At 28.7% G+C, this 25027-nt stretch carries 25 protein-coding genes; 4 read left to right on the top strand and 21 right to left on the bottom strand.

Annotation, left to right across the window (positions count from 1 at the left end; all coding sequences use genetic code 11):
• Positions 1–3: 3 nt before the first annotated feature.
• From LRR82_RS04280 to LRR82_RS04255, 6 genes are all read right to left on the bottom strand, one after another.
• Complete coding sequence (locus tag LRR82_RS04280) at positions 4–1713, bottom strand: ABC transporter permease (protein WP_249030292.1); 1710 nt, start codon at positions 1711–1713, stop codon at positions 4–6.
• 88 nt (positions 1714–1801) lie between these two features.
• Positions 1802–2851 (bottom strand): ABC transporter substrate-binding protein, encoded by a 1050-nt coding sequence (locus LRR82_RS04275; RefSeq protein ID WP_249030291.1) that lies wholly within the window; start codon positions 2849–2851, stop codon positions 1802–1804.
• A gap of 425 nt (positions 2852–3276) precedes the next feature.
• Positions 3277–3666 carry a hypothetical protein gene (locus LRR82_RS04270; protein WP_249030290.1) on the bottom strand — a complete coding sequence of 130 codons (390 nt, stop codon included), beginning with the start codon at positions 3664–3666 and terminating at the stop codon, positions 3277–3279.
• Between the two features lie 47 nt (positions 3667–3713).
• Complete coding sequence (rpsO, locus tag LRR82_RS04265; protein ID WP_249030289.1) at positions 3714–3980, bottom strand: 30S ribosomal protein S15; 267 nt, start codon at positions 3978–3980, stop codon at positions 3714–3716.
• A gap of 138 nt (positions 3981–4118) precedes the next feature.
• Complete coding sequence (locus LRR82_RS04260) at positions 4119–4892, bottom strand: Cof-type HAD-IIB family hydrolase (protein ID WP_249030288.1); 774 nt, start codon at positions 4890–4892, stop codon at positions 4119–4121.
• Positions 4885–5880: an AI-2E family transporter gene (locus LRR82_RS04255; RefSeq protein ID WP_249030287.1), complete on the bottom strand. Its 996-nt coding sequence runs from the start codon at positions 5878–5880 to the stop codon at positions 4885–4887. The genes LRR82_RS04260 and LRR82_RS04255 overlap by 8 nt, the downstream gene beginning before the upstream one ends.
• 118 nt (positions 5881–5998) lie before the next feature.
• Here LRR82_RS04255 and LRR82_RS04250 point away from each other — a divergent pair, with 118 nt between their 5' ends.
• The gene (locus LRR82_RS04250; RefSeq protein WP_249030286.1) at positions 5999–6733 is read left to right on the top strand and encodes a hypothetical protein; all 735 of its coding nucleotides are present in this window, start codon (positions 5999–6001) and stop codon (positions 6731–6733) included.
• Between the two features lie 20 nt (positions 6734–6753).
• On the opposite strand, the gene LRR82_RS04245 is transcribed toward LRR82_RS04250, so the two are convergent.
• From LRR82_RS04245 to gpr, 13 genes are all read right to left on the bottom strand, one after another.
• Entirely contained in the window at positions 6754–8508 is a 1755-nt protein-coding gene (locus LRR82_RS04245; RefSeq protein ID WP_249030285.1) for a phosphoenolpyruvate carboxykinase, read from the bottom strand.
• A 266-nt stretch (positions 8509–8774) separates the two neighbouring features.
• Positions 8775–9284, bottom strand: coding sequence for a signal peptidase I (lepB, locus tag LRR82_RS04240; protein WP_249030284.1), 510 nt, complete (start codon positions 9282–9284; stop codon positions 8775–8777).
• 32 nt (positions 9285–9316) lie between these two features.
• The gene (locus LRR82_RS04235) at positions 9317–10036 is read right to left on the bottom strand and encodes a SigB/SigF/SigG family RNA polymerase sigma factor (protein WP_249030283.1); all 720 of its coding nucleotides are present in this window, start codon (positions 10034–10036) and stop codon (positions 9317–9319) included.
• Positions 10029–10466, bottom strand: coding sequence for an anti-sigma F factor (gene spoIIAB, locus LRR82_RS04230; protein ID WP_249030282.1), 438 nt, complete (start codon positions 10464–10466; stop codon positions 10029–10031). The genes LRR82_RS04235 and spoIIAB overlap by 8 nt, the downstream gene beginning before the upstream one ends.
• Entirely contained in the window at positions 10460–10783 is a 324-nt protein-coding gene (locus tag LRR82_RS04225) for an anti-sigma factor antagonist (protein WP_249030281.1), read from the bottom strand. Before LRR82_RS04225 ends, spoIIAB begins: the two co-directional genes overlap by 7 nt.
• Positions 10784–10890: 107 nt before the next feature.
• Positions 10891–12015, bottom strand: a complete 1125-nt coding sequence (locus LRR82_RS04220) for a D-alanyl-D-alanine carboxypeptidase family protein (RefSeq protein WP_249030280.1) — start codon at positions 12013–12015, stop codon at positions 10891–10893.
• Positions 12016–12067: 52 nt separating this feature from the next.
• Positions 12068–13348, bottom strand: a complete 1281-nt coding sequence (locus tag LRR82_RS04215; protein WP_249030279.1) for a M18 family aminopeptidase — start codon at positions 13346–13348, stop codon at positions 12068–12070.
• A 1-nt stretch (position 13349) separates the two neighbouring features.
• Positions 13350–13763: a helix-turn-helix domain-containing protein gene (locus tag LRR82_RS04210; RefSeq protein WP_249030278.1), complete on the bottom strand. Its 414-nt coding sequence runs from the start codon at positions 13761–13763 to the stop codon at positions 13350–13352.
• Between the two features lie 25 nt (positions 13764–13788).
• A complete protein-coding gene (locus LRR82_RS04205) occupies positions 13789–14628 on the bottom strand; it encodes a Cof-type HAD-IIB family hydrolase (protein WP_249030277.1) in 840 nt (279 codons plus the stop codon).
• 66 nt (positions 14629–14694) lie between these two features.
• The gene (gene fmt, locus LRR82_RS04200) at positions 14695–15639 is read right to left on the bottom strand and encodes a methionyl-tRNA formyltransferase (protein ID WP_249030276.1); all 945 of its coding nucleotides are present in this window, start codon (positions 15637–15639) and stop codon (positions 14695–14697) included.
• Between the two features lie 24 nt (positions 15640–15663).
• Positions 15664–15942, bottom strand: a complete 279-nt coding sequence (locus LRR82_RS04195) for a hypothetical protein (protein ID WP_249030275.1) — start codon at positions 15940–15942, stop codon at positions 15664–15666.
• Positions 15923–16633, bottom strand: a complete 711-nt coding sequence (locus LRR82_RS04190; protein ID WP_249030274.1) for a stage II sporulation protein P — start codon at positions 16631–16633, stop codon at positions 15923–15925. Before LRR82_RS04190 ends, LRR82_RS04195 begins: the two co-directional genes overlap by 20 nt.
• Before the next feature lie 40 nt (positions 16634–16673).
• Positions 16674–17627, bottom strand: coding sequence for a GPR endopeptidase (gpr, locus tag LRR82_RS04185; RefSeq protein ID WP_249030273.1), 954 nt, complete (start codon positions 17625–17627; stop codon positions 16674–16676).
• Between the two features lie 122 nt (positions 17628–17749).
• Between gpr and rpsT the strand changes: the two genes are divergently transcribed.
• The 3 genes from rpsT to ispG all read left to right on the top strand — a co-directional run bounded on the left by rpsT (position 17750) and on the right by ispG (position 20987).
• Positions 17750–18013 (top strand): 30S ribosomal protein S20, encoded by a 264-nt coding sequence (rpsT, locus tag LRR82_RS04180; RefSeq protein WP_249030272.1) that lies wholly within the window; start codon positions 17750–17752, stop codon positions 18011–18013.
• Positions 18014–18125: 112 nt separating this feature from the next.
• The gene (gene pepF / locus LRR82_RS04175; RefSeq protein ID WP_249030271.1) at positions 18126–19898 is read left to right on the top strand and encodes an oligoendopeptidase F; all 1773 of its coding nucleotides are present in this window, start codon (positions 18126–18128) and stop codon (positions 19896–19898) included.
• A 27-nt stretch (positions 19899–19925) separates the two neighbouring features.
• Complete coding sequence (gene ispG / locus LRR82_RS04170) at positions 19926–20987, top strand: flavodoxin-dependent (E)-4-hydroxy-3-methylbut-2-enyl-diphosphate synthase (protein ID WP_249030270.1); 1062 nt, start codon at positions 19926–19928, stop codon at positions 20985–20987.
• Positions 20988–21000: 13 nt separating this feature from the next.
• On the opposite strand, the gene LRR82_RS04165 is transcribed toward ispG, so the two are convergent.
• Both LRR82_RS04165 and LRR82_RS04160 read right to left on the bottom strand, forming a co-directional pair.
• A complete protein-coding gene (locus tag LRR82_RS04165; RefSeq protein WP_249030269.1) occupies positions 21001–23925 on the bottom strand; it encodes an EAL domain-containing protein in 2925 nt (974 codons plus the stop codon).
• A gap of 226 nt (positions 23926–24151) precedes the next feature.
• A complete protein-coding gene (locus tag LRR82_RS04160; protein ID WP_249030268.1) occupies positions 24152–25027 on the bottom strand; it encodes a deoxyribonuclease IV in 876 nt (291 codons plus the stop codon).

Below are 25027 nucleotides of genomic sequence, written 5' to 3'. Positions count from 1 at the left end.
ACTCTACTCTCCTCCTGTAAATTGTTTTGTAGTACTGATTCTCTTTAACACAGCTTCCATTAACATAATTGCTGTAAAAGTAATAATAATTAATATAGTTGCATAAGCACATGCTACACCATAACTTCCTTTTTCTGCAAACTCATTGATACGTACTGTAATCAATAAGTATTCTGGTGTTACTAATAAGATAATTGCAGAAATAGCAGTAATAGAACGTACAAATGTAGTTACTAATCCACTAAAGAAAGAATCTTTAATAAGTGGCAACGTAACAGAAGTAAATACTTTTGCTCCCGAGGCACCTAAATCAAACGCCGATTCTTCAATCGATTTATCAATTTGTCGTAATGCAGCAATCCCACTTCTAGTTCCAACAGGCAACGATCGAACAACAAAAACAATAATAATAATTGCCCCTGTACCATATAAACCTGATAGTATTCCAGTGTAGTACAATCCACTACTAAACCCACGAATAAATCCAACACCTAATACCGTTCCAGGAACTGCCATTGCTAACATAGCAACAAATTCCATAATACTCTTCCCAAAAAACTTTTTCTTTACAACTAGATATGCAATCAACATCGACAAGAATGCCGTGATTGGTGCAGCAATAGCCGCTAAGATCATCGAATCTGTAAAGACGGTATATCCTTTGTTTTTAAAGACATATTCATACCATTTAAATGATAATGAATAATCTTGTCCCCATAATGTAAACAATGATCCTAATGGAACAATAAAATACATTAATAAAACAAAACCACCAATACAAGTACAGAAAATCATCAATGGAGCTTTGACATTTCGTTCAGAAACTAATTGTCTTTCTCTTGACGCTTTTCCTGTTAAAGTAGATACAGATTTACTTTCTACTCCATATTTGGCAAAAATAAACAATCCCATCGATATAACAAGCAACACAACAGCCATCGCAGTTGCTCCAGCTTTATCATAGGCCCCTGTTAACTGTAAATAAATAGAAGTTGCTAACGTATCATAACTTCCCCCAATTAACATTGGATTAGCAAAATCAGCTACTGACTCAATAAATGTAATTAAAAATGCATTTGTAAGTCCAGGTAACAACAATGGCAACGTAACAGTTTTAAAAACTTGCCAACGAGAAGCACCCATATTTCTTGCAGCCTCTTCTAAAGAAGGATCAATATTACGAAGTAACCCTTTTAACATTAAATAACACACAGGGAAAAATGTTAGAATTTGAACTAAAGCTATCCCTGGTAATCCATACAACGCAATTGTACTTAAATCAAATATTCCTCTTGTAATAAATCCAGTTCTACCAAACAAAAAGATAGCTGACAAAGATAATACAAAAGGTGGTGATACTACTGGTAAAATAGATATTGCATTAAACATTCCTTTTATAAACTTATTTTTAATTAAAATATAAGCATCTAAATACGCAAAAGCAAAACCTATAACAGTCCCACCAATACCAGTAATAGTACCTAGAACTAACGTATTTTTAATTGCAATCTTAAATGCAGACATATTAAAAATTCGTATAAATGTATCAAACGTAAACTTTGAATCAATATACATACTGTCCACAAGTAAAATAGTTAATGGATATAAAATAAATAAAAATAAGAATAAAAATAGCCCTACAACAGCTATTACCGTAAATGGATCAGAAAAAAACTTCTTTCTCTCTAATTTTTTCGCTTGTTTCAAGTCCATAATTTACCTCCTTAAAATAACTTTTCTTAACAAAAACAAAGTGGTGGCTAGTGCCACGCACTCTGTTTATTATTTTACTTAACTAATATTATTCAGTCATTACACGATCATCGTTGTTAATAACTTCAAAGAATGTTTCTCTATAAGCAGAACCATTTGCTGTAGCATCTTCGAAATCATATTCAATTGTTTCGATAGTATCTAATCCAGCATCAACAGCTGCTTGAACATCTGCAGCACCATCAATTACTAAGAATTGATAAGAACCATTTTCTTGTGCAATATCAACACAGTCTGGTGATAAAGCAAATTCAATAAATTCTTGTGCTTCATCCATATTAGTAGCTCCTTCAAAAATTGCAGTAGCACCAATTTCATATGATGTTCCTGATGTTGGAGCAGTCATACCGATGTTATCATATCCCATATCAACAATTTGATATACTACGTCATGTAAGAATCCAACACCTATAACAACTTCCCCTAAAGGAACCATTTTAGATGCACCAGAACCACTCTTTGTATATTGCATAATATTATTATCTAATTCTGCAAAATAATCCATTGCTGCATCTTCACCCATAATTTGAACCATAGTGTTAATGAATAATAAACCTGTACCAGAAGTATTAGGATTTGCAAATGCAATTAATCCTTCATATTCAGGATTTAATAAATCATCCCAATCACTAGGTGCTTCTAAACCTAAACGATCTAATTCTTCCGTATTCCAGAAGATACCTAAGATACCAGTATAGATACCATACCAATAATTATCTTCATGTTTATACTGATCACCAATTAAGTTTTCTGCATTCTCTGCATCATAAGCATATAACAAACCTAATTCAGCTGCTTCATTGTAAGGATCAGTAGTTCCCCCAAACCATACATCGGCACTTGGGTTACCATCTTCTTCTTCAATTTTTGTTAAAACTTCTCCAGTTGACAATCTTTGATAACTAACAGATATACCAGAATATTCTTCAAAAGCAACTGCAACTGCTGCTAAATATTCTTCTTCGCAAGAACCATAGATAACCAATTCTCTATCTTCTTCCTCTTCACTTGAAGAACATCCAACTAATGTTGTGCATGATAAACATACACTTAAAACTAATACCAATAATTTTTTCATCAAATTCCTCTCCTTTTTGAATTGTATACCCATATTATTCCACAATGACACCAAAATGTCAACGCTTACATTTTAAAAAACATAACATTGTATAACTAGTAAAAAGACTTAATAAAACTTAAAAAGCTTTGTAAAATAGGGAATTATTTAGATTTATAGTTTAGTTATTCACTTATACAAAGAATTGCTTTGGGTTGTCTAAATTTAACATCTTTATCCCATTTTTTATCCCACATTTCTTTTTAACTATCCTTCTTGTTAAAAATGGCTACTGAAATACAGAAACATGCCTCATAAATATCTAATACCTTCTATATGAATACTATTTTTCTATAACAATTATCAAATAAATCGATATTATTGACAAAAAAAGTCCATGACATAGATCATGGACTTCTTTATATAATTTATTTCATTTAAAAAATCTAACTAGTAACCGTTTGTTGATAAGAATCATATTTTTCAGTTAGTTCATCACAAAACAAACTAGCATTCATAATATATAAAGTAACCTTCTTTTGCTTTGTAGTAATACGTATACGATGTTTTGACAACAATTCAAAACAATCCAAATCACTAAACTCTATAATATAAGGTAATATTCCTATTCCTCTATAGGAATAAGCAACAAATGAATCATCAAATATTTTTAACTTATTACGAACAAATAAAATAAATAATAAATTAACAATCATAAAAAGAATAATTAATAATCGAATCTTATCTGCTATTAAATAAAAATAAGCTCCTGCTATTATTAATAACAAACAAAAAATAGAATGTAAAATAAATAGTCTTAGTTCTGAATACTTCATTTTTGTCTCCTTTTATAAAAAAAGGTATCCTAGGACACCTTCTCTTACTATCTTCTTAAACCTAATTTTTTGATTAATACAGTGTATCTTTCTAAATCTTTGTTTTTTAAATATTTTAATAAATCTCTTCTTTTACCAACTTTTTTTAATAATCCACGGTTTGAATGGAAATCTTTTGGATGATCTTTAAAGTGACCATTTAATTTGTTGATATCAGCAGTTAATACTGCGATTTGTACTTCTGGAGATCCTGTATCTCCTTCTTTTGTTGCATATTCAGTCATGATAGCTGTTTTTTCTGCTTTTGTTAACATTTTATTATCCTCCTAATGTTATTTGCTTAGCTAGTTCCAAGCAATACGTTGAGTGTTCGTATATCCTAGATACTGCTGCAATGAACATTATAAATTATTTATACGATAGAGTCAATAAAAAAATCATTTTTTAACCTCTCAAATCCAACCTTTTTCACGACACACTTTATAAATACCATCATTTATATTCGTATCACAAATATAGTCTGCTTTTTGTTTCAATTCATCGCAGGCATTCCCCATTGCAATACTGTACCAGTACTTATCAAACATCACTAAATCATTAAAATCATCACCAAAGACGACAACATCTTTATAATTAGCGTTTAATAGGTCCATCATTTTACAAACACCCCATTTTTTATCATCATTTTGAAACATTAAATACTCTTCTACAAATCGTAAATGACCTAATGTATCTTTTAAAGTAAGTTTATCTTCTTCTTTTGAAGATATAGCTACATATATTTTATAAATATTTTCAACTTGATGAATATCAAAGTCACTATCTATTAAATAAGTAGTTGGTTCATTACGATAACCTACTTGTTTGATAAATTGCATATCTTGGCTAGTAACATATTGACTATCGTCTAACGCTAATAATACACCATATCCTAGTCGTATTGCTTCTTGATAAAGTGCTATTGATTTTTCTCTATCTAATGGTCTATTTTCAATTAACTCCTCATTTACAACGATTCCATACCCACCATTACAAATCATATTTTTAATACCAACAGATTTACTAAAATGAATTGCTTTATAATGTGCTCTCCCTGTCGCTATTGCTACAAAATGACCATTTTGTTGTAATAAGTTTAATGTCTCTAATGCAGAGGGTACAATTTCTTTGGTTTGATTATCTACTAATGTACCATCTATATCAAAGAAAAAATATTTCTTATCCATTTTCTTTCCCCTTTATATATATTTCATATAACATTATACATAAAAATGGCCCAATTAACATGCCTATTAATCCAAAAAAACGAATACATATATAAATCCCTATTAACATATATAGGACTGGTATCCCACAATAATCCGCCATTCCTTTTGTTTCAATCCATTGTTTTGAAAAAAACAAAACGCTATATAACAACAATAACTGAAAAGCAAAAATAAGATCTCCTTGAATAAATAAATAGAAAATCCATGGTAAAAAGACTAACTCTATTCCTATCACTGGCAATAAGTCAAAAAAAGAAAAAACAAACGCATAACAAAAAGCTGGTTTTATCCCAAATAAATAAAATCCAATCAACATCTCTACTAACAAACAAAAATAAATCTTAATATGCACTTTCAAATAAATCCCCAACACCCGTTTACTAGTTTCTACTATAAAATATCCCTGCAAAGCATATTTCCCTAACAAGTCCATTAGTTTCATTTTCAAATGATAATAATCAAATAAAACTAAAAAAGAAGTTAATATCACAAAAAAAAGATTCAAAAAAAGATTAGGTAAACTAATTAAGAACTGATGAATCCATGCAATACTATTATTCATTATACTAACTTGATTTATATGAATATAATCAATCAATTTAGATACTATATAATTAGAAGTATCAATCTTTTCAATCTGATTAAAAAACCAAGTAATAACCATTATAAATCGTTGCGATAAAAAATAACTACCCCCACTTATCACAATAAATAGTCCTATATAAACAACAAAACAAACAAGTATTCTTGCTATCTTAGAATGAATTATATCTTTCTTTTCTAACATTGACAGTAGTGATTGCATACTTCCAACCACCAACAAACAACATACCAAACCCATTAAATAATTTTTAATAACATAACAAATAACGAATAGACTTAATCCTATGATTAAATAATAAATAAAGAATATAATACGTTCTTTTTTCTCTTGAATATGTTTCATCGAATCCCTCTTTATTTCTAGTCTATTCTGGTTGTCGAGTTATTATGTCGTTGTTGATAAAACTCTTTCCTTTCTATTCTATTTATGCTATTATCTTGAAACACAAAAAGGAGAAACTATGAACAAAGAACAAATATTTTATCATACACTATCGGAAATAGATTTTATGAATTTATACTTTCATAAAAAATATCTAATTTCATTAAACGAAGAAACTGTTTATCAATTAGAAACAAACAAAGAACAACCTCTCGCTACATTCTTTAAAAAATATCCTATAAAAAAACTATTAAAAAATAACAATAGCATCCAAACAAAAGATAATATCTTAATCATTAAAAACCAAAGTAACCTTAATCATGTAACTGTCTTAGAATTTAAAACACAAAGTGATCCTATTTCTACCTTCTCATTTCCAATAAATACAATTCCACTATTTGAAAACAGTATTTATCACTCTAGCAAAGTTGGTCCTTATATCCTTCACTTTGATTTTTATACAAATATAGATTTATCAAATCTAGAAATAGAAAAAGAGATACTAAATATCCTTCGTCAAACAATTCCTTATTTAGGAACCCATTTTCTAAGAGAAGATGTTAATGATTTTTATTTATTCTTATTTGAGGGTAATGACTCCTCTCTTATTGATTTATTAGAAACAATTCATTTAGGATTTAAAAAAATAACTGACTATTATATCCAACCTTGTTTCCACATTACAAAAATGCCACCAAAAAACATCATAAATCAAGTAATGCAACGATTAAAAAAACATGCAAAACAACTTACCAGAGATGACAATCAATTAGCTCATTATATTCCTTATGAATTATTAATAAGAACAAAGTAAAAAGTGTCTTTCGACACTTTTTATTTAGTGATATCTAATTTTAATTCATCTTCACCTGTAATATATTTAATAATTTCAATAGCTGCTTCTTTCGGTCCTTTATGTTCAAAACCTTTTAAACCTAGACGAGTTCTTAATTGACCAACTTGAACACCTTGTTTAAACATTTGATCAAAATAATCTTCTAAAATAGGTTCTGTTTGTTCTTTTCTTTGAACTGGTCCAAAAGGATTTGCGAAATAACTTTCTACTAATCCATTTTCAGTAGTTGTTCCTTTAGCCATACGAGCTCCAGCACGGAATACTTTTAACGCATCTTCTTTATTATCAAAGAAACTTAAAGCTTCTCCACCTTCATCATAATTGTTAGCATATAAGAAGAAATCAACATCATGTTTTGCTACTACATCTTTATAGTCTGCAATAGGGATAACAATACGAGCATTAATCTTATCTGGATTCATAAATACAGAACGGTCTAACTCTTTAAAGCTATATCCTGCATCTAAATCATCTAAACGTACAAATGCACCAATTTCAGTCCCTGAAGACTTAATTTTACCTTCTTCATCATATGACAATAAACCCATATCGTCATAAATAGTAATAATATCACGGATATAAGGTTCCCCAAAAACCTTAATTTGTTCAATAGTTTCTGATTTACCAGCACCACTGTCTCCCATGACAGCAATATTCTTTACTTCCCCCGAATGTAAAGTAATCTTTACCATTGCACCATGAATTGGTAATTCTTTTTTATTGATTTTACGAACATTGTGTAATGTTAAAACCATTTTTTTCATATATCCAAAATAATCAAACTCATCACTGAAAGATAATTTAGCAACCATCATATCATTTACATTATCTTGGTAGAATGATTGATCTCCTTTGCCATCTTCATATCCATATACATATAAGATATCTGGTTTACGATTGCGATATTCTTCTTCATCTGCTAATTCAAATAAGTTACATAAAGTAACCCCTTGAGCCATAAATGAAACATTGAAATAAACAAACGCTAATAAATCTCCCACTTTTGCTGGATAACAGAACCATTGATCACTATCGAATTTTAAATCTTCAATCGGATTTGATTTTGTTTCCGGAAAAATCCCATCACGAGTATTACGTTTTGAATAAGTAATAAACGGTGGATGAATAATCACTGTTTCAATGAAAGGAATATCATCTAAACAACGATATTCATAAGGCAAGAAAGAACGAATGTTAGTAACACGTAATCCTGCATTTACACCTGCAGTTACTTGACGATAAACGTTATGACGATATCCTAACGCTGTTTCTTCAATACTACGATATACAGATAATACTAATGCTTCAAATTTAGATTGAGCATCTGCAAACTGAACATTTTGATATCCTTTACTTGTTTTTTCATTAAATACAACGCTATAACGTTGCAGTCTTCTCCAATATAAATACACCTCTTCGACAACTTTAACAAATTCCCCACGATCTCTAAAATAAATAGCTAACCCTGGATAAGAAGAAGTAACTTCTTCTACTGACATGACTAATAATAGTTTAAAAATTAAACGCAAGTCTTCTACTGTATCTAATTCATCTTTATTTGCTTCATCTAGATAAGTATAAATCGTATTTTCTTTACGTACACAGTCATTGATGAAACCACGTAAAACTCTCGCAAAAGATTCACTTTCAATCAATTCGCATCTTGATTGACAATATTCTTGTGAGAAGTTAAGTATCGCATTTCCTCTAGTTATGTTGAATTTATATGCCATATAATCACCCTTTCCTTTCAATATTGCAACTTGTCTTTTAAATAAATTAATAATTAGAAATAAACTTCTATCTTGAGTTCTCTTCTCTAAAAAGCTTTTTCTTAGGGTTTTTTATCCTTAAAAAATGTATACAATATCTAATTTTTCTCATTATAATTTTTTTAGAGACGTTTGTCAAATTATTTTTACTATAATTTTATCTTCATTTTTCCTAAAAAAAACACGTTTCTACAGGCTATTTTTATTTTATAAAAAAAGCCCGTAGGCTAAAATATTTGAAAAAGAACAGTTCCCACAACATCATCCTCAAAATCAACATATCCAATCATTCTTGAATCTAAGGAAACATTACGGTTATCACCCATTACAAATATTTTACCTTCCGGGACATAAACAGAAATATCTTCTGTATCCATCTCTTCATAAATATAGTCTTCTATCACTAATTCACCATTTACATATAATTGATTATCGATTATTTCTAATTGATCACCACCTACTGCTACCACTCTTTTAATAATATAAGTTTCTTCGTTATTAGCATCATAATAATCAATAACCACAATATCATTTGCTTCTGGTTCACCCTGTTTATAAAAAAAGCAATCCAACAAAAGAACATCACCCTGTTCATAAGTTGGTAACATACTAGTTCCATATACCTTTGATATTTGTACAAAGAATAATAATATATAAGTAAAAAGAATTGTTGCAATAATAATAAATGCATACTCTTTTATTGTTTCTATTAAAGCTAATTTTTTCGTTTCTTCCATTTTCATCACCTAAAACAGTATATCATTTTTTGTTATTCATTAAAACGGTTTTTTAATTTCATAATGATTTTCTTTTCTAATCGAGATACTTGGACTTGAGATATGGATAATGCTTTTGCTACTTTATCTTGGTTATAATCTAAATTATAACGCATATGTAAAATTTGTTTTTCTTTTTCATCTAGTTTTGCTATTTCCATCTGTAATGCAATTCTTTCAAACCACAACTTATTTTTCTTATCTTCAATACGATCTTCTAAATCAATTGAGCTTCCATCACTTTCATAAATAGGTTCACTTAAACTAGTTGGATAATGCGAAGAATCAATAGCTTCTACGATATCTTGGTCTTCTACTCCTAGATACTTTGCTAATTGAGTAATTGTTGGATCACAATTATTTTCATTAATAAACACTTCTTTTGCTTTTGTTATTTTTAAATTCAATTCTTTTAAAGAACGACTCACTTTGATACTTCCATCATCTCTAAAATGACGTTTAATTTCACCCATAATAATAGGTACTGCATAAGTTGAAAATTGAACTTGATAAGAAGAATCAAAATTATTAATCGCCTTCATTAATCCAATACAACCTATCTGAAACAAATCTTCTTTATCATAATAATTATTTTTAAAACGATGAACAATAGACCATACCAACCCTATATTTAACTCTACTATCTTAGTTTTAGCACTCTCATCCCCTGATTGTACTAATTGTAATAGTTCTAGTGTTTCTGCCTTATTCAAAATTCATATCTTTCAATCTTTTTTTAATAATTAGTTTTGTTCCTAAATCAATAGAAGAAACTATGTCTAAATTATCTGATAATGCTTCAATAATCGTAAACCCCATCCCCGCATGTTCTAATTCTTGCATCGTACTATATAAAGGTGTTTTTGCTTTTTCAATATTTTCGATACCTTTTCCATAATCCTGTACTTGAATCTCTACAAAACGTTTTTCTTCTATCTTTACTTTAATAACAACCTTATTACTAGCATCACTCCGATACCCATGAACAATTGCATTACTAACTGCCTCACTTACAATTGTCTTAATTTCAATCATTTCATCAATTGTTGGATTTAAACTTGCAATAAAAGATGCTACAGATGTTCTAGCAAAAGGTTCATTCTCTAACAAAGCATTAAAACTCACTTCCATTTCCCTTAACATTTAACTTCCTCCCTATACTCCATAATCTTAAAAATACCCGATAAATCCAACAACTTATACGTAACATTACTCGTATTTTGAATGCTACAAACATGTCCTGTATGCTTCACTTGTTGATAACGACCTATCAATAAACCAACTCCTGCACTATCCACTAATATTGTCTTTTTAAAATCAAAGATAATATTCGTTTTTTTATTACTTAATAATTCATCTAAAATATAGCGATATTTTGGGGTTACTAAGCCATCTAATTCACCTATAAAATAAACTATTAAATCACCATTAAGATATTGATACTCTAACTTATTTTCCATATTTTCCACTCCTTTAACGCTATTCTATACTATCTGTTTTTCAAAAAAAACCGATTCGACAAAAGTAGAATTTTATCAACAAAAAAAGAGATTTACTAAGAAATCTCTTAATGCCAAAGCTGACTAAATGTATAATATACTCTAGTAAAATAATTATCTTCTAATACTACTTCTTTACTATATAAATTAATTTGTTCTACTACTACACCATCTTTATATATCTCTAATACTCCAATCGGTGTATCTAAAAAGATAGATCCAATATCTTCATAATAAGAAATCTTTGTTTCTATCGTACTGGTTTCTGTTTTTTTCATAACAATAGCTACATCTTGATTGACAATAACATCAATATGATTGGATGAGATATTTTCTATTTCTAAAATATCTACTTGATCCCCTTGGGAATAAAGCGTATCTTTTGTATACTGACTAAAACCATATTCTAATAATTCAATCATCTCTTGATTTCTTATATCTGGTAATTCTTCATCTAGCAACACGCCAATTAAACGCATTCCATCCTTTTCAATAGTCGATACTAAACAATATCCTGCTTCACTTGTATAACCTGTTTTAAGTCCATCTACATTATAAGTCTTTAATAATTTATTCGTATTTACTAACCAAAAAGGTTGTTCATTATCTTCTCTAATATAACTATCATATAAAGATGTCACATCCAATAAATCTTGTCCACCTATTTCAATTAAATAACTAGCCATAACTGCTAAATCATAAGCACTAGTATAATGGTTATCATCATGTAATCCAGTTGCATTTGTAAAGTTCGTATTTTCTAATCCTAAAGCAACAGCCTTTTCATTCATCATTACTACAAAGTTTTCAATTGTTCCACCCAAATGCTCTCCAATAACCACACTCGCATCATTAGCACTAGCTATTGCAATAGACTTAAATAAATCATAGACACTCATTTGTTCTCCTGTTTCTAAATATACTTGACTTCCGCCCATTCCACTAGCATATTCACTTGTTGAAACCATTGTATCAAAAGAAGTAACTCCTTGATTAAGGGCTTCAAATAATAAAATCATTGTCATTATTTTGGTTGTTGATGCAGGATATAAAGTCTCACTAGGATTATTTTGTTCCAATACTTGATTGGTACTAGCTTCCATTAAAACCATTGCTTTGGCATTATCTCCTAATCCATATATATTATCTTGTAAGATAACAATCACTAATAAACAGCCTATTATTTTTTTCATTTTTACACCTCTATCTACTATATTCAAGAATAGAAAGAATATGAAAAAAAGACTATAAATTCATATAGTCTTCGTTGCATATTTCCATTTTATGACGATAGAAATAAGTTAAAACAGAAACTAAATCTTGATAATCCTTTGTTCCTGCAGTTTCATAACTAGAATGCATTGCCCATTGTGCTAAACCAATATCAACAGTATTTAATGAAACATGTGTATTAGCGATATTACCTAAAGTAGATCCACCTGGAGCATTTGTATGATTATAATAATTTTGATGGCTCACCCCTGCTTCTTTACATAACTGATAAAAAATAGCAGCACTTATTGCATCACTTGTATACTTTTGATTCGCATTATGTTTTACAACAATTCCTTCATTAATTTTTGGTTGATCACTTGGACTATATAACTCCCCATACCCTGGATGATAGCCATGGGCATTATCTGCTGAAATCATAAACCCTCTAGCAATCATAGATAAAACTTGTTGTTGTGATAAATGACATGCTTCTTTTATTCTGGCAAGTACATCTGTTAAAAAGCTAGAATCCGCTCCTTGTTTCGTACCACTTCCAACTTCTTCATTATCAAAGAATAAGGCCATGTTCAATACATTTTTAGAACTACTTTCTTTAATTGCTTCCAAGATAGCATAAGTACACTCTAAATTATCAATTCTTGGTGCTGATAGAAATTCATCATTGATACCCCACACTTTGCTTGATTCTGGATTGTATAAAAATGCATCTACTGCTAAAATCTCACCTTCGATATGATGTTTTTCTTGTAAGTATTTCTCTAATTCAAAATCACTTCCTTGACCAACAATCGGTAACATTTCTTTTTGTACATTAATTGCTTTCCCTTGGTTAACATCACGATTCAAGTGAATTGCAACACTAGGAATCATTAACCATGGTTTTTTATCATCAAATAAAATAGATTCCATTTTTTTATTTTTCACAACCATACGTCCTGCCATACTTAAAGGACGATCAAACCAAGTATGTAAAATCATTCCACCATATTTTTCAACATCTAAACGAATTTGATTTTTATCAATCATTGCTCCATTTGCTTTTATTTTAAAAGTTGGAGAATCTAAATGACTAGCTGCCATTTGTATAGAATCAAAAGTTTCAGGTATACAAAAAGCAAACAAAGCAGAACTATTTCTAGAAACATAATATTTTTGATTCTTTTGTAAAGACCATTCTGTTTGTTCATTTAATTCAATAAATCCTGCCTGATTTAATTCTTTTTTAATATTAACAACTGCTTGAAAAGCAGAAGGTGAAGCATCTATAAACTCTAATAATTTTGTATTCATGTTATACTTCCTTTCCTGGGTATTTTTTATTTAGTAATTCTACTACTCCGTCTAAATACCATAATGACTGTTCCATATCTTTACGACTTATTTTATAAATATCAATATTATAATGCATATTTGAATTAATCATTTCAATAAATGAAATGAATTGTTTTTCTAAAACTGTATAATGATAGTTTTGATGATCAGGAATATATTCTGATTTTTTTAATAATTCTAATACTGGTTCATTAATAACAGTACTAATTTGATGTAATACATCTAATTCAATACTAATTATGCCATTTTCTATTCTAGAAATATAAGCATTCGACTTATTAATTCTTTTTGCCAACATTTCAATAGTCATGCAATTTCGTTTTCTAGCCGTTCTAATAGCGTTGCCTAGGGCTATATCTAAACTACTCATCATGAAATAAAACTATCCTAAGATAGTTTTATATAATTCCAATCTTTTCTAAATGTTTCGCAATACCATCATTATCTGGATCTTCAAAAAAATCATTAGCTATCGATTTTAACTTATCCGGAGATAAAACAGATACTACTCCGATGTTGGCAGTTTCAATCATTTGATAATCATTTAAACTATCTCCATATGCAATCGTATCTTCCATAGTACCACCAATATGATGAATAATACGTTCCATTCCATCCCCTTTTGTACAGTTTTTCAAAATGATTTCCCCATTTATAAAACTATCTTCCGGTTTTGAAAAAGTAACAATATGAAAAAACTCTGACAAATATTTAACACAATCTAAAAAGGCAAATTTATCAGGACTAATAAAACAAAGTTTAGTAATAGGAGTAGTTAAAATATCAAACTTACTAATTGGTAAACGAATTTCTTCTTTTCTTCTTTCTTCTAAAAATCGTGCTAATTCTAAATTTCCTTCCGGAATGCGTTCATGCATTTGTTTTTGGAAAAACTCCAGCACACCAGGTGTTTGGTATAGCGCATCTTTTGATTCTAAACTAAATAATATTTTTTTATTAGTAAACAGTAACATAACTTCTGCTAATATGTATTGATTAATAAAATTTTCATAAATATACGTATCTCCAACTTGAACGAATCCACCTGCTGAAGAAATAATCCCTTCAAACCCAACGCTTTTTACATCTTCATTAATAGATGTTGGTGCTCTACCTGTACAAAGAAAAACATGATGACCATTTGCTTTGGCTAACTGTATTGCTTCTCTTGTTTTTTTAGTGACTTTTTTGGATTCTCCAACCAAAGTCCCATCAATATCAAAAAATAAATATTTCATTTTAAATCCTCCCTTGCAACTAGTATATCAAATTTATAATAAAAAAGTCTCTATTTGTTCAATAAATTATTCAAAAACATCTCCTACAAAAAATAAATTATTTCCATTCAAGAAATCTTTAACAAACATTCTTCTCTTTCCTGCTACTTGAAATTCATCAATTACATAAAAGCCATCCCCAGTACTTACTACCATACCTAATGAAGAAATATCCACAATTGTACCTGCTTTTGCATTATTAAATTGTTTTGGACCACTATAAACAAAACCACTCCATAACTTAACACTATTTCCTTTATGAATTGTATAACCAACAGGCCAAGGATTCAGTCCACGAACTTGATTAAAGACAGCTCTTGCATCTTTATTGAAATCGATTTTTTCTTTATCTCTTGTAATAATGGGAGAGAAAGTAACTTTATCACTATCTTGACTAATCGATGCATTGGTTCCTTCTATAATACTTGGTAATGTTTCGATTAATAAATTAGCACCAACTGTTGCTAGTAAATCATATAATACTCCAGTTGTATATTCATCTAAAATATCTATTTTTGCTTGAGAAATAATATTACCAGCATCCATTTGTTTTACCATATACATAATTGTTACTCCAGTTTGATCTTGTCCATCAATGATTGCTTGGTGAACTGGTGCTCCACCACGATACATTGGTAATAATGATGCATGAACATTAATAGCACCAATCGAAGCACTCTCTAATAATGCCTCCGGAATAATTTGTCCATAAGCAGCAGTAATAATTAAATCAGGTTGTAGTTCAACTAATTCAATGTAATCTTGTTTAATCGATTGCATTTGATAAACAGGAATATTATGTGCTAATGCCACTTCTTTTACTTCTGGCATCTTAATTTCTTTTTTTCTTCCAACATAACGATCAGGTTGTGTTACGACAGCTATAATAGAATAATTATTTTCAATTAATTTTTCTAATACTTCTTTTGAAAAGGTTGCTGTACCCATAAATAGTATTTTCTTATCTTTCATTCTATCTACCTTCTTTCCAAAATATTATAACAAAATATGGATTAAATTAGAAACAATTAGTATCAATGTTTCTATTATTTTTATACAAATATTACTTATTTCTTTAATTATAATCGATATATTATTTTCTTGGTAGGGATTGTCTTGATATTCTATCAAATTTGTTTCATATTCAATTTGTTGTTCAAATTGTGCTATTTGGACATCGATGATCTGATTTTCTATTGCATAGCTATCTAATGTGATGACAATTAGATAAAGGCATAAACATAATAAACATATATCAATTAGTAGTTGTCTCATTTTCTTCCATATAACGATTGATAACTTGGGTAAGTACTTCAATCGTATTCTCCACTTCTTCCTTTGTATTTTGATAAGCCCCAACTTCGATTAACACAATATTTTCACTTACTCCCTGATTATAATCAGACTCCTTTTCCATAATACCACGACTTATGTCAGGCACTAAATCTTCTGCATAATCAGATAATAACTGTGATATTTCACTAACCAATTCATAATTACCACTACTTTTTCCTACAACAAACATAATTTTTGCATAATCTTTATTTTCATAAGTAATGGTTGATAGTTCTTTACTAATTGCATCTCGATGAAAATCGATAATTAAATCATATTCACCATATTCTTCTAACTCTTCTTCTAAATACATTTGGGAAACAGTATAACATTGACTATAATCCATTGAATTTAGATATAAATAGTCTTCAATGCTTGTTTGTTCTCGATTACATTGATAACCTAAAGCCTGTAAATTACTTTGCAACAAATCAGCTCCTAACATCACATCAAACCCCTCATACTCTTCTCCTTGATGTGTGTTATAAATATAAATACTACCTTTCGATTCATTAGTTGTAGTTACTACTTCCATAGAACTCATGGAATCACTTTCAAATACCGGTAACTGATATAAAATACAACAAACTAAAATACTTTTTATCATAATTTGAAACTTAGTTTTGTTCATATTCCCCCCTCCTATTATAAACTATGCAAAAAAAGATGCTTTAGCACCTTAATTGATTAATTGCTTCACTAATTATTTTGGACATAATCTCGCATTGCTCATCGATTTGTTTATCACTAAGCACTAGATTTTGTCCGATTGGAACCAGTATTTCTTGAAATAACTTCTCTAATTTTTCTCCTTCTAACTTTCCAATTTGACCAAACATAAGTTCTTTTTGTTGGTTTGATAGTTCCCCTTCATATTTTTTACGCTGTCCTACTTTTAATATATTTTCTGGTTTTAACTGATCTCCAAAATAACAATAAGATGTATCAATAACTTGTTTAACTAAACTACTTGCATAAATAACAGTAGGAACACCAATTGCTATTACTTTTGCTCCGATTGTTTTTTCATCAATTGCTTTTCTTTTATTACCTATTCCATGACCCGGATGAATTCCAACATTATTTACTTGAATAACATGACATAGTTTTTTATAGTCTTTTGCACAAAGTGCATCAATTACAATAACTAAATCTATTTTTTCTTGATCTACAATTGATTTAATAATATCACATGACTCCATTCCTGTTTGAATCGTAACACCTGGAATCAAAGCCAATGTATCATAATAATGGTTTTCATTTCTTTGAAGTTGTTCCATATAATGAGTGACTCGTATATCTCGCAGTGTTCTTGGTCCAATGGCATCACTTGTTAAATATTGGTTTCCTAAACCAACAATAAAGATACGAGGATTATTGTTACCTACTAACTTCTTAATCGTATTTGTTAATTGTTTAGAAATACTAGAATTATGATAATCTTCAAAAGATATTTCTGTATATATTCCTTTCTTTTGAGAAATAGAAGGGTGTTCTTGTAGTATATGAAAGGTTTCTATATTAATGCCATCTTGATTTATTTCTTCTCTTTGATAATGTTTATTTTCCTTTAATTCATCTAGTGATTCATTTGCTAAATCACTTCTAATCATGTATTCTTTCATCTTTTTTCACCATCCCTAGTTTACCCAAAAAATGATTTATTATAAACTAAAAAAAAAGATTGCATTTAGTTACTCTTTTTTATATAATATAAAAGCAAGTAATAAAGTGAGGTGAAAAAATCATGGCAAATATGAAACAACAAATTAAACGTTATAAAAACGATAACGCAAAAAGAGCACACAATGCTTCTTACAAATCTGCATTAAAAACTGCAGTTAAAAAAGTTATTGCTGCTACAGAAGCTGGTAATAAAGAAGATGCTGTTTTAGCTTACAATGAATGTGCGTCTAAATTAGATGCATCTGTAACTAAAGGAATTCATCATAAAAATTATGCTAACAGACAAAAATCAAGATTAGCTAAATTAGTAAACTCTATCGACTAAGGTAGGGTTTTTTATTTTAAAATTATTTCTATAAAATAGATAAGCCTATTCGCTTTTTTATGTATTATCCTTTATAATAAAGACTATACTTTAACAATAAATAGGAGGAATTATGAAAAGAGAAGAAATTGAACAACTTTATATCTGGGACTTAGATTCAATTTATGAAAATGAGTCTTCGTTTTATAATGATTTACAATTAGCAAAACAATTATTAGAACAAGTACTTGATTTAGGAAATAAAATAGTAAATGATAGTAATCATTTCTATTCTTTTTTACTAAAACAAGATGATTTTGAAAGAATTCTTAATAAATTATATGCTTATTGTCATATGCAATGCGATTGCAATCCAACAAATCAAGACTATCAAACGATGTTTGCTAGTACAATTAGTTTTATTGAAGATGCTTCAACAAAACTATCTTTCTTAACTAATGTACTATGTGATCATGATGAATTAATTAATAGTTATTTATTAGAAGATAGAATGAAAGAATATCGCTATAAAATTCAATCTACTCTACGTTTTAAAGAACACATCTTATCAAAAGAACAAGAAGAACTATTATCCAATGTAGAATCTATTAGTTCATCAAGTAGCCAAGTATTTGATGCCCTACGTTTAGAGTTCCCTAAAATAATAGTAAATGGAAAAAGAGAAACTTTAAATAGTGCTACTCTACAACAATTCTTAAAAAACAAAGATCAAAAAGTACGTAAAAATGCTTATCATAAGTTTTTTGGAGAGTATAAAAAATTTGAAAATGTTTATGCTACTACATTAGGTGGTGTTATGAAAAAAGATGTTTTCTTTGCAACCCAAAGAAAATTCTCTACTGCTTTAGAGGCTAGTGTTTTTGATGATGAAGTACCTACAGAATTATTTTATAAAGTATTAAATCACGCTAACAATACCTATCGACCTTTATTTCATCGATATAATGCTTTGAAAAAAGAGTTATTACAATTAGATACAATATATAATTATGATTTATCTGTTCCTTTAGTAGATAAAGTAAATCAAACTTTTACAATTGAACAAAGCTTTGAATATATAAAAGAAGCCTTAAAACCTTTAGGAGAAAATTATCTAAAAATTATTGATAAAGCAAAAGAAGAAAGATGGATTGACTTCTTCCCTACTCCAGGAAAAAGAGGTGGTGCTTATAGTAGTGGTAGCTATGATACAAAACCATTTATTTTAATGAACTATATCCATGATTATAATTCATTATCTACTTTAATCCATGAACTTGGTCATAGTGCACATAGTTACTTATCTAACAGTCATCAAAGTTTTTCTAATTCAGGTTATCGAATCTTTGTTGCTGAAGTAGCATCAACAGTCAATGAGACTTTATTAATTCATACAATGATTGAAAAAGCAAAAACAAAGGAAGAGAAATGTTATTATTTATATGAACAGTTAGAAAATTGTGTTGGTTTATTATTTAGACAACCTATGTTTGCTGCTTTTGAAGATGAATTACATCTAAAAGCATTACGTAAAGAAGCACTTTCTTCGAAAGTGATTACTGATTTGTATCAACAAATGAGTGTTGATTATTTTGGTAAAGATATTACAGTAGCTCCTATTACTGCTTATTCTTGTTATTATGTTCCTCATTTTTATTATAATTACTATGTTTATAAGTATACGATTGGTATGACTTTAGCATTAGCAATTGTAAAAAGAATACAAAGTGGAGATCAAGAACAAAGAGATAATTATTTAAAATTTTTACAATCAGGTGGTAGTATGAGTCCTATTGATTTATTACAGCTAGCAAATGTAAATCCATTAAATGATGATTTATATAAAGATGCTTTTGGTTATTTTGAAGATGTTTTAAATAATTTCCAAGAGTTAATGAAATCATGATATAATAATTTAGAAATGAGGGATATTATGAAACGTAATTTAACAAGAGTAATAAAAGTTGGTGATATTTTAATTGGTGGAGATAATCCGGTTGTTATACAATCAATGGCTAATACTAAAACCAAAGATATTGTGGCAACTGTAGAACAGATTAGACAACTAACAGCAGCAGGGTGTCAAATAGTTCGTCTTGCTTGTTTTGATAAAGAAGATGCTCTTGCTATTAAAGAAATCAAATCTCAAGTATCCATACCTTTAGTTGCTGATATTCATTTTGATTATAAATTAGCTTTACTAGCCATTGAATCTGGTATCGATAAAATTCGTATTAATCCTGGAAATATTGGTAATATTGAAAAAGTGAAAGCTGTCGTAGATGCTTGTAAAGAAAAACAAATTCCTATTCGTATTGGTATTAATGGTGGTTCTTTAGAAAAAGAGATATTACAAAAATATGGAAAACCAACAGTAGAAGGAATGATTGAAAGTGCTAGAAAACATGTTGAAATATTAGAATCTTTAGACTTTTATGATACCTGTATATCATTAAAATCATCAAATACTATGCTTACTATAAAGGCTTATATAGCTGCTAGTAAAGAATTTGATTATCCATTACATGTAGGTGTAACGGAAGCTGGTACAGCTTTAGGGGGAACCATTAAGTCTAGTTTAGGGATTGGTACTATTTTATATGAAGGAATTGGTAATACTATTCGTGTATCATTAAGTGATCATCCAGTTGAAGAAATTAAGGTTGCTAAAACATTACTAAAAGAATTAGAATTAACTACTAATGTACCTACTTTTATTTCTTGTCCTACTTGTGGAAGAATCCAGTATGATCTAATTCCATTAGCTTCAAAAGTGGAAGATTTCTTATCTACTATCCAATCTGATATAACTGTTGCTATTATGGGTTGTGCTGTAAATGGTCCAGGTGAAGCAAAACATGCTGATATTGCGATTGCTGGTGGAGTGAATGAAGGCCTTTTAATTAAAAAAGGAGAAATTATTCGTAAAGTAAAACAAGAAGATATGTTTGAAGAATTAAAAAAAGAAATTTTGAGTATGATAAAAGAAGATTAAAAATCTTCTTTTTTTATTGCTGCAATTCTTTTTTAAAATCATCTTCACATAAAGGCCTATAAAAATAATATCCTTGTCCAATATCACATCCTAAAGATTTTAATAACTCTAATTGTTCAAATGTCTCAATACCTTCACCAACAGTAGTAACTTGAATATCTTTTGCTAAGGAAAGAATATTTTTCAAAATACTAGTTCCTTTATGATTTGTTTTATTTTCTACAATTAACTCACGATCTATTTTTAAAGTATCAATGGTAATACTCTTTAACCTTGTTAACGAAGATAAACCTGCCCCAAAGTCATCCATCGAAACAGTAAAACCATAATTCCTTAATTCATTCAAAGTATTAATAACAATATCTCCATTATCAATAAATGCAGTCTCTGTTAATTCAATATCTATTTTATTAGGAGATACATCATATTTGGTTAGAATACTTTTTAATTTTGATAAAACATTTCCTTTGGTAATGGTAAATCCAGACATATTAATAGAAATAATTGGTAAATCAATATCCTTATTTGCTACAATAAATTGACAAACAGTTTCAAATATATAATAATCAAGTTTTTCAATAAAACCATTTTTCTCAAAAATAGGTATGAAATTAGAAGGTAAAATATAAGCATTATTTTTATACCAACGAACTAATGCTTCAGCCCCTACTATCTTATTTGTATGTAAATCAACCTTTGGTTGATAATATAAAATAAACTCTTTTTCTTGAATAGCATAATTCATACTTGTTATTATTTGGGCATTCTTTGTTCTTTCATCCAATACTTCATTATCAAAATAAAAAACAGTATCTTCACTAAACGCTTTTCCTTTGTTACGTGCAAAATCAACACAATCAATCATAAAATTTGTATCTAATTTACAATTTTGAATTTCATACACCCCAACACTATAAGAAAAAACAAAATTTTCTCCTATCATTTTTTCTAAGTCATCGAAGATAGTACTATCTTTTATTATAATATTACTATCTAATAAAAGACCATTCTCTCTTTGTAATAAGATAATAAACTGATCTCCTCTAATTCGTGCTATTACATCTGATTTCTGTAACTTATCTTTAATAAATGAAGCATTCTTTTTGATAACTTTTGTACCTGTTTCAAATCCCCACAACTCATTAATATATTTGAAATTATCAATATCAATTGATACTAAATAATAATGATTATTTTTCTTTTGATTCATTCTTGTTTTTAAAACATGTCTAAAACCTTCTAGTGAGTATAGACCTGTTAGTTTATCAAAATAGATTGCATTTAATAATTCTTTTCTTTTATTTAGTTCAAAAATAAAATAGACAACAACTATCAAAGCAAATAAAGCCATCACATATAATGGATTATCTTGTAAATACGTTACTAAAGAAAAAGAATTAGTTAGAGCATAAGAATGTTTTAAAACAATATACTCCATCATATCATCATCGATAGAAGCAATTAACTTATTAAAACTATGAATACTTGTATTACTCATTGAACTAGAAAAATCAATAGAAAAACTAATAGACATATCCAAAGGATTTATATAATAATTTTGACTATCTACTGATGAATTAATATAACTAAGTGCTGATGATGTTAAAATCATTTCTTGGATTTGATTTTCTTCATACGCCTCTTGCATACTAGCTAAATTTTCATATACTATTATATTTTCACTACCAAATTCAAGTTGTAAATATTGTGGATCAACTCCATAATAAGATAATGATCCTACATAATTATTAACTCTCTCACCACTATTTTCTAATAAAACCAAAGGTTGTTCTAAAAAAGAATAACTTAATCCACTATTTAATAAGACATCTTCATTGGAATATAACATCGTAAAATCATACATTGTCGTATCATTTCCTTCAATGATGTACTTATCAAAATGAACCCCAGCCTTATCTTCAAGCAATTCTAAAAAATCAACAACAATCCCTTGTAATTGTCCTTCACTATCTAAATAAGAAAAAGGACTATGTAAAAGATGTATCCCAACACAATAAGAACTCTCTGCCTGTAGTAACGCTAATTCCTGATCAGAAATATAAGTGTTAGTACTTATTTGGTATTGATAATATTTTAAATATAACTGTTCTTGATATAAAAACTCATAGCTTTTTATATTTTTCATTGCATCATTTAGATCATTCATTAATTCTTGGTTTTCATTTGTAGTTATAAAATAAAAAGGAAATGCTTCTAATTTCATTACTATTTCTAAGTTCATATTTGGAGACATAGAATAAACTAAACAGTAATCACATTGGTTATTATCTAAGTCTTTATAATAATCATATTGATCAAAAAGCACTATATTTGCTTGATAACCATAAGTTGTTAATAACTCATCAATTAATGAAATATTAGGATCTCCTTTATATACTCCTATTGTACTACCATCTAAACTAGTAATATCTACTATCTCTTCATTGGTAGTACATAAAAAAGCAATATTTTCTCCAAAATCATTAGAACTAACAAGAAAATCTTGTTCATTAATTTGTTCTTTAAAATAAGGAGTAGCAATATCAATAACTCCACTTTCTAACATATCTAAAATAGTATCTTCCTTGCACATGACATATTCAAAAATATAATCTCCGTCTAAATATTCAGCAATTTTATTAAAATACTCATAACCGTATCCTTCTCTACCACTAATGATTGGATCATTAACAAAACCAGTTACCTCACTATACCCTACCTTTACTACTGTTGGTTCATTAAAAGCAACTGCTTGTATCTTCCCTAATGACAATAAACATAATAGAAAAGAGAAAATAATAAATAAATATTTTTTCAACACATTACACACCCCTTCTAACAAATATTCCGTATGATTCTTTTTTGTTCTATCATGGAATAAATTGTCTTTATATATTAAATACTGACCTATTATTTTTGCACAATAGATAAGTATCATACTATCCTCTTACTTCCACTCTCCTTTATTCCTGAAACTCCCACCCCTAAAGGAGCGGACTTCCTGCTAGGTTATTATGATCTACTCAAAATTGAATTACCAAGATTTCTCATTTGTCATCTTAAATCGATATTATTCTTTAGCAAATCACATTTTTTCATACTATACCTTTTTAGTGTGAATTAAATATGTACCGATGTAAAGAAAAAATAGTAGCTATTAGCTACTATTTTGATAATTTATCTTTTAATAATGGATCATGTGTATGATTTAAAAACATTTCTATTTCATAACGATAAGGAGGTAATTTGTTAATATAGGGTGTTTCTAGTATTTTAGGTACGTCTTTTAATAATGGATGATGCACTATTTTATTCAATGTTTCAAATCCAATATGTCCAAATCCAATATTTTCATGACGATCTTTACTAGCACCTAATTCATTTTTAGAATCATTAACATGAACTACTAATAGACGTTCTAGTCCAATGATTCTATCAAAATCAGCTAGATATTCATCAATCTTTGTTAAATCAACACCTGAATCATGTAAATGACATGTGTCGATACAAACAGCTAAACTATTTGAATATTTACAATTATGAATAATATACGCTAATTGTTTTAAGTCTCTTCCTACTTCACTACCTTTACCGGCCATTGTTTCTAAACAAATCTTTAAGTTACCAATATTATCTAATGCTAAATCAAGACCTTCTACAACTCGATGTAATCCAATTTCTTCACCTGCTTGGACATGACTACCTGGGTGTAGTACTAATTTAGTAGCACCAATTTGATTACAACGATCTATTTCTTGTCTTAAAAAGCTTACTGCTAATTCGAAAGTCTCTGGTTTTGTCGTGTTTGCTAGATTAATAATATAAGGTGCATGAACAACAATGTTATCAATATCAATGTTATTTTCTATCATACATTGTTTTGCTTCTTCTACTTTTAATTGGTCTATTGCTTTACGTGCTGTATTTTGTGGTGCCCCAGTATAAAACATAAAAGTAGTTGCTCCATAACTAACAGCTTCTTTTACTGAACCTAATAACATGTCTTTTCCAGACATGGATACATGACTTCCGATTATCAT

Source organism: Tannockella kyphosi, from assembly GCF_021054785.1.
Classification (GTDB): domain Bacteria; phylum Bacillota_I; class Bacilli_A; order Erysipelotrichales; family Coprobacillaceae; genus Tannockella; species Tannockella kyphosi.
This window is presented reverse-complemented; position numbering and strand designations above follow the sequence as displayed.

Excerpts from the sequence above, each read along its gene's own strand:
- LRR82_RS04280 (WP_249030292.1), bottom strand. The coding sequence starts at position 1,713 with ATGGACTTGAAACAAGCGAAAAAATTAGAGAGAAAGAAGTTTTTTTCT.
- LRR82_RS04275 (WP_249030291.1), bottom strand. The coding sequence starts at position 2,851 with ATGAAAAAATTATTGGTATTAGTTTTAAGTGTATGTTTATCATGCACA.
- LRR82_RS04270 (WP_249030290.1), bottom strand. The coding sequence starts at position 3,666 with ATGAAGTATTCAGAACTAAGACTATTTATTTTACATTCTATTTTTTGT.
- rpsO (WP_249030289.1), bottom strand. The coding sequence starts at position 3,980 with ATGTTAACAAAAGCAGAAAAAACAGCTATCATGACTGAATATGCAACA.
- LRR82_RS04260 (WP_249030288.1), bottom strand. The coding sequence starts at position 4,892 with ATGGATAAGAAATATTTTTTCTTTGATATAGATGGTACATTAGTAGAT.
- LRR82_RS04255 (WP_249030287.1), bottom strand. The coding sequence starts at position 5,880 with ATGAAACATATTCAAGAGAAAAAAGAACGTATTATATTCTTTATTTAT.
- LRR82_RS04250 (WP_249030286.1), top strand. The coding sequence starts at position 5,999 with ATGAACAAAGAACAAATATTTTATCATACACTATCGGAAATAGATTTT.
- LRR82_RS04245 (WP_249030285.1), bottom strand. The coding sequence starts at position 8,508 with ATGGCATATAAATTCAACATAACTAGAGGAAATGCGATACTTAACTTC.
- lepB (WP_249030284.1), bottom strand. The coding sequence starts at position 9,284 with ATGGAAGAAACGAAAAAATTAGCTTTAATAGAAACAATAAAAGAGTAT.
- spoIIAB (WP_249030282.1), bottom strand. The coding sequence starts at position 10,466 with ATGTTAAGGGAAATGGAAGTGAGTTTTAATGCTTTGTTAGAGAATGAA.
- LRR82_RS04225 (WP_249030281.1), bottom strand. The coding sequence starts at position 10,783 with ATGGAAAATAAGTTAGAGTATCAATATCTTAATGGTGATTTAATAGTT.
- LRR82_RS04220 (WP_249030280.1), bottom strand. The coding sequence starts at position 12,015 with ATGAAAAAAATAATAGGCTGTTTATTAGTGATTGTTATCTTACAAGAT.
- LRR82_RS04215 (WP_249030279.1), bottom strand. The coding sequence starts at position 13,348 with ATGAATACAAAATTATTAGAGTTTATAGATGCTTCACCTTCTGCTTTT.
- LRR82_RS04210 (WP_249030278.1), bottom strand. The coding sequence starts at position 13,763 with ATGATGAGTAGTTTAGATATAGCCCTAGGCAACGCTATTAGAACGGCT.
- LRR82_RS04205 (WP_249030277.1), bottom strand. The coding sequence starts at position 14,628 with ATGAAATATTTATTTTTTGATATTGATGGGACTTTGGTTGGAGAATCC.
- fmt (WP_249030276.1), bottom strand. The coding sequence starts at position 15,639 with ATGAAAGATAAGAAAATACTATTTATGGGTACAGCAACCTTTTCAAAA.
- LRR82_RS04195 (WP_249030275.1), bottom strand. The coding sequence starts at position 15,942 with ATGAGACAACTACTAATTGATATATGTTTATTATGTTTATGCCTTTAT.
- LRR82_RS04190 (WP_249030274.1), bottom strand. The coding sequence starts at position 16,633 with ATGAACAAAACTAAGTTTCAAATTATGATAAAAAGTATTTTAGTTTGT.
- gpr (WP_249030273.1), bottom strand. The coding sequence starts at position 17,627 with ATGAAAGAATACATGATTAGAAGTGATTTAGCAAATGAATCACTAGAT.
- rpsT (WP_249030272.1), top strand. The coding sequence starts at position 17,750 with ATGGCAAATATGAAACAACAAATTAAACGTTATAAAAACGATAACGCA.
- pepF (WP_249030271.1), top strand. The coding sequence starts at position 18,126 with ATGAAAAGAGAAGAAATTGAACAACTTTATATCTGGGACTTAGATTCA.
- ispG (WP_249030270.1), top strand. The coding sequence starts at position 19,926 with ATGAAACGTAATTTAACAAGAGTAATAAAAGTTGGTGATATTTTAATT.
- LRR82_RS04165 (WP_249030269.1), bottom strand. The coding sequence starts at position 23,925 with ATGATACTTATCTATTGTGCAAAAATAATAGGTCAGTATTTAATATAT.
- LRR82_RS04160 (WP_249030268.1), bottom strand. The coding sequence starts at position 25,027 with ATGATAATCGGAAGTCATGTATCCATGTCTGGAAAAGACATGTTATTA.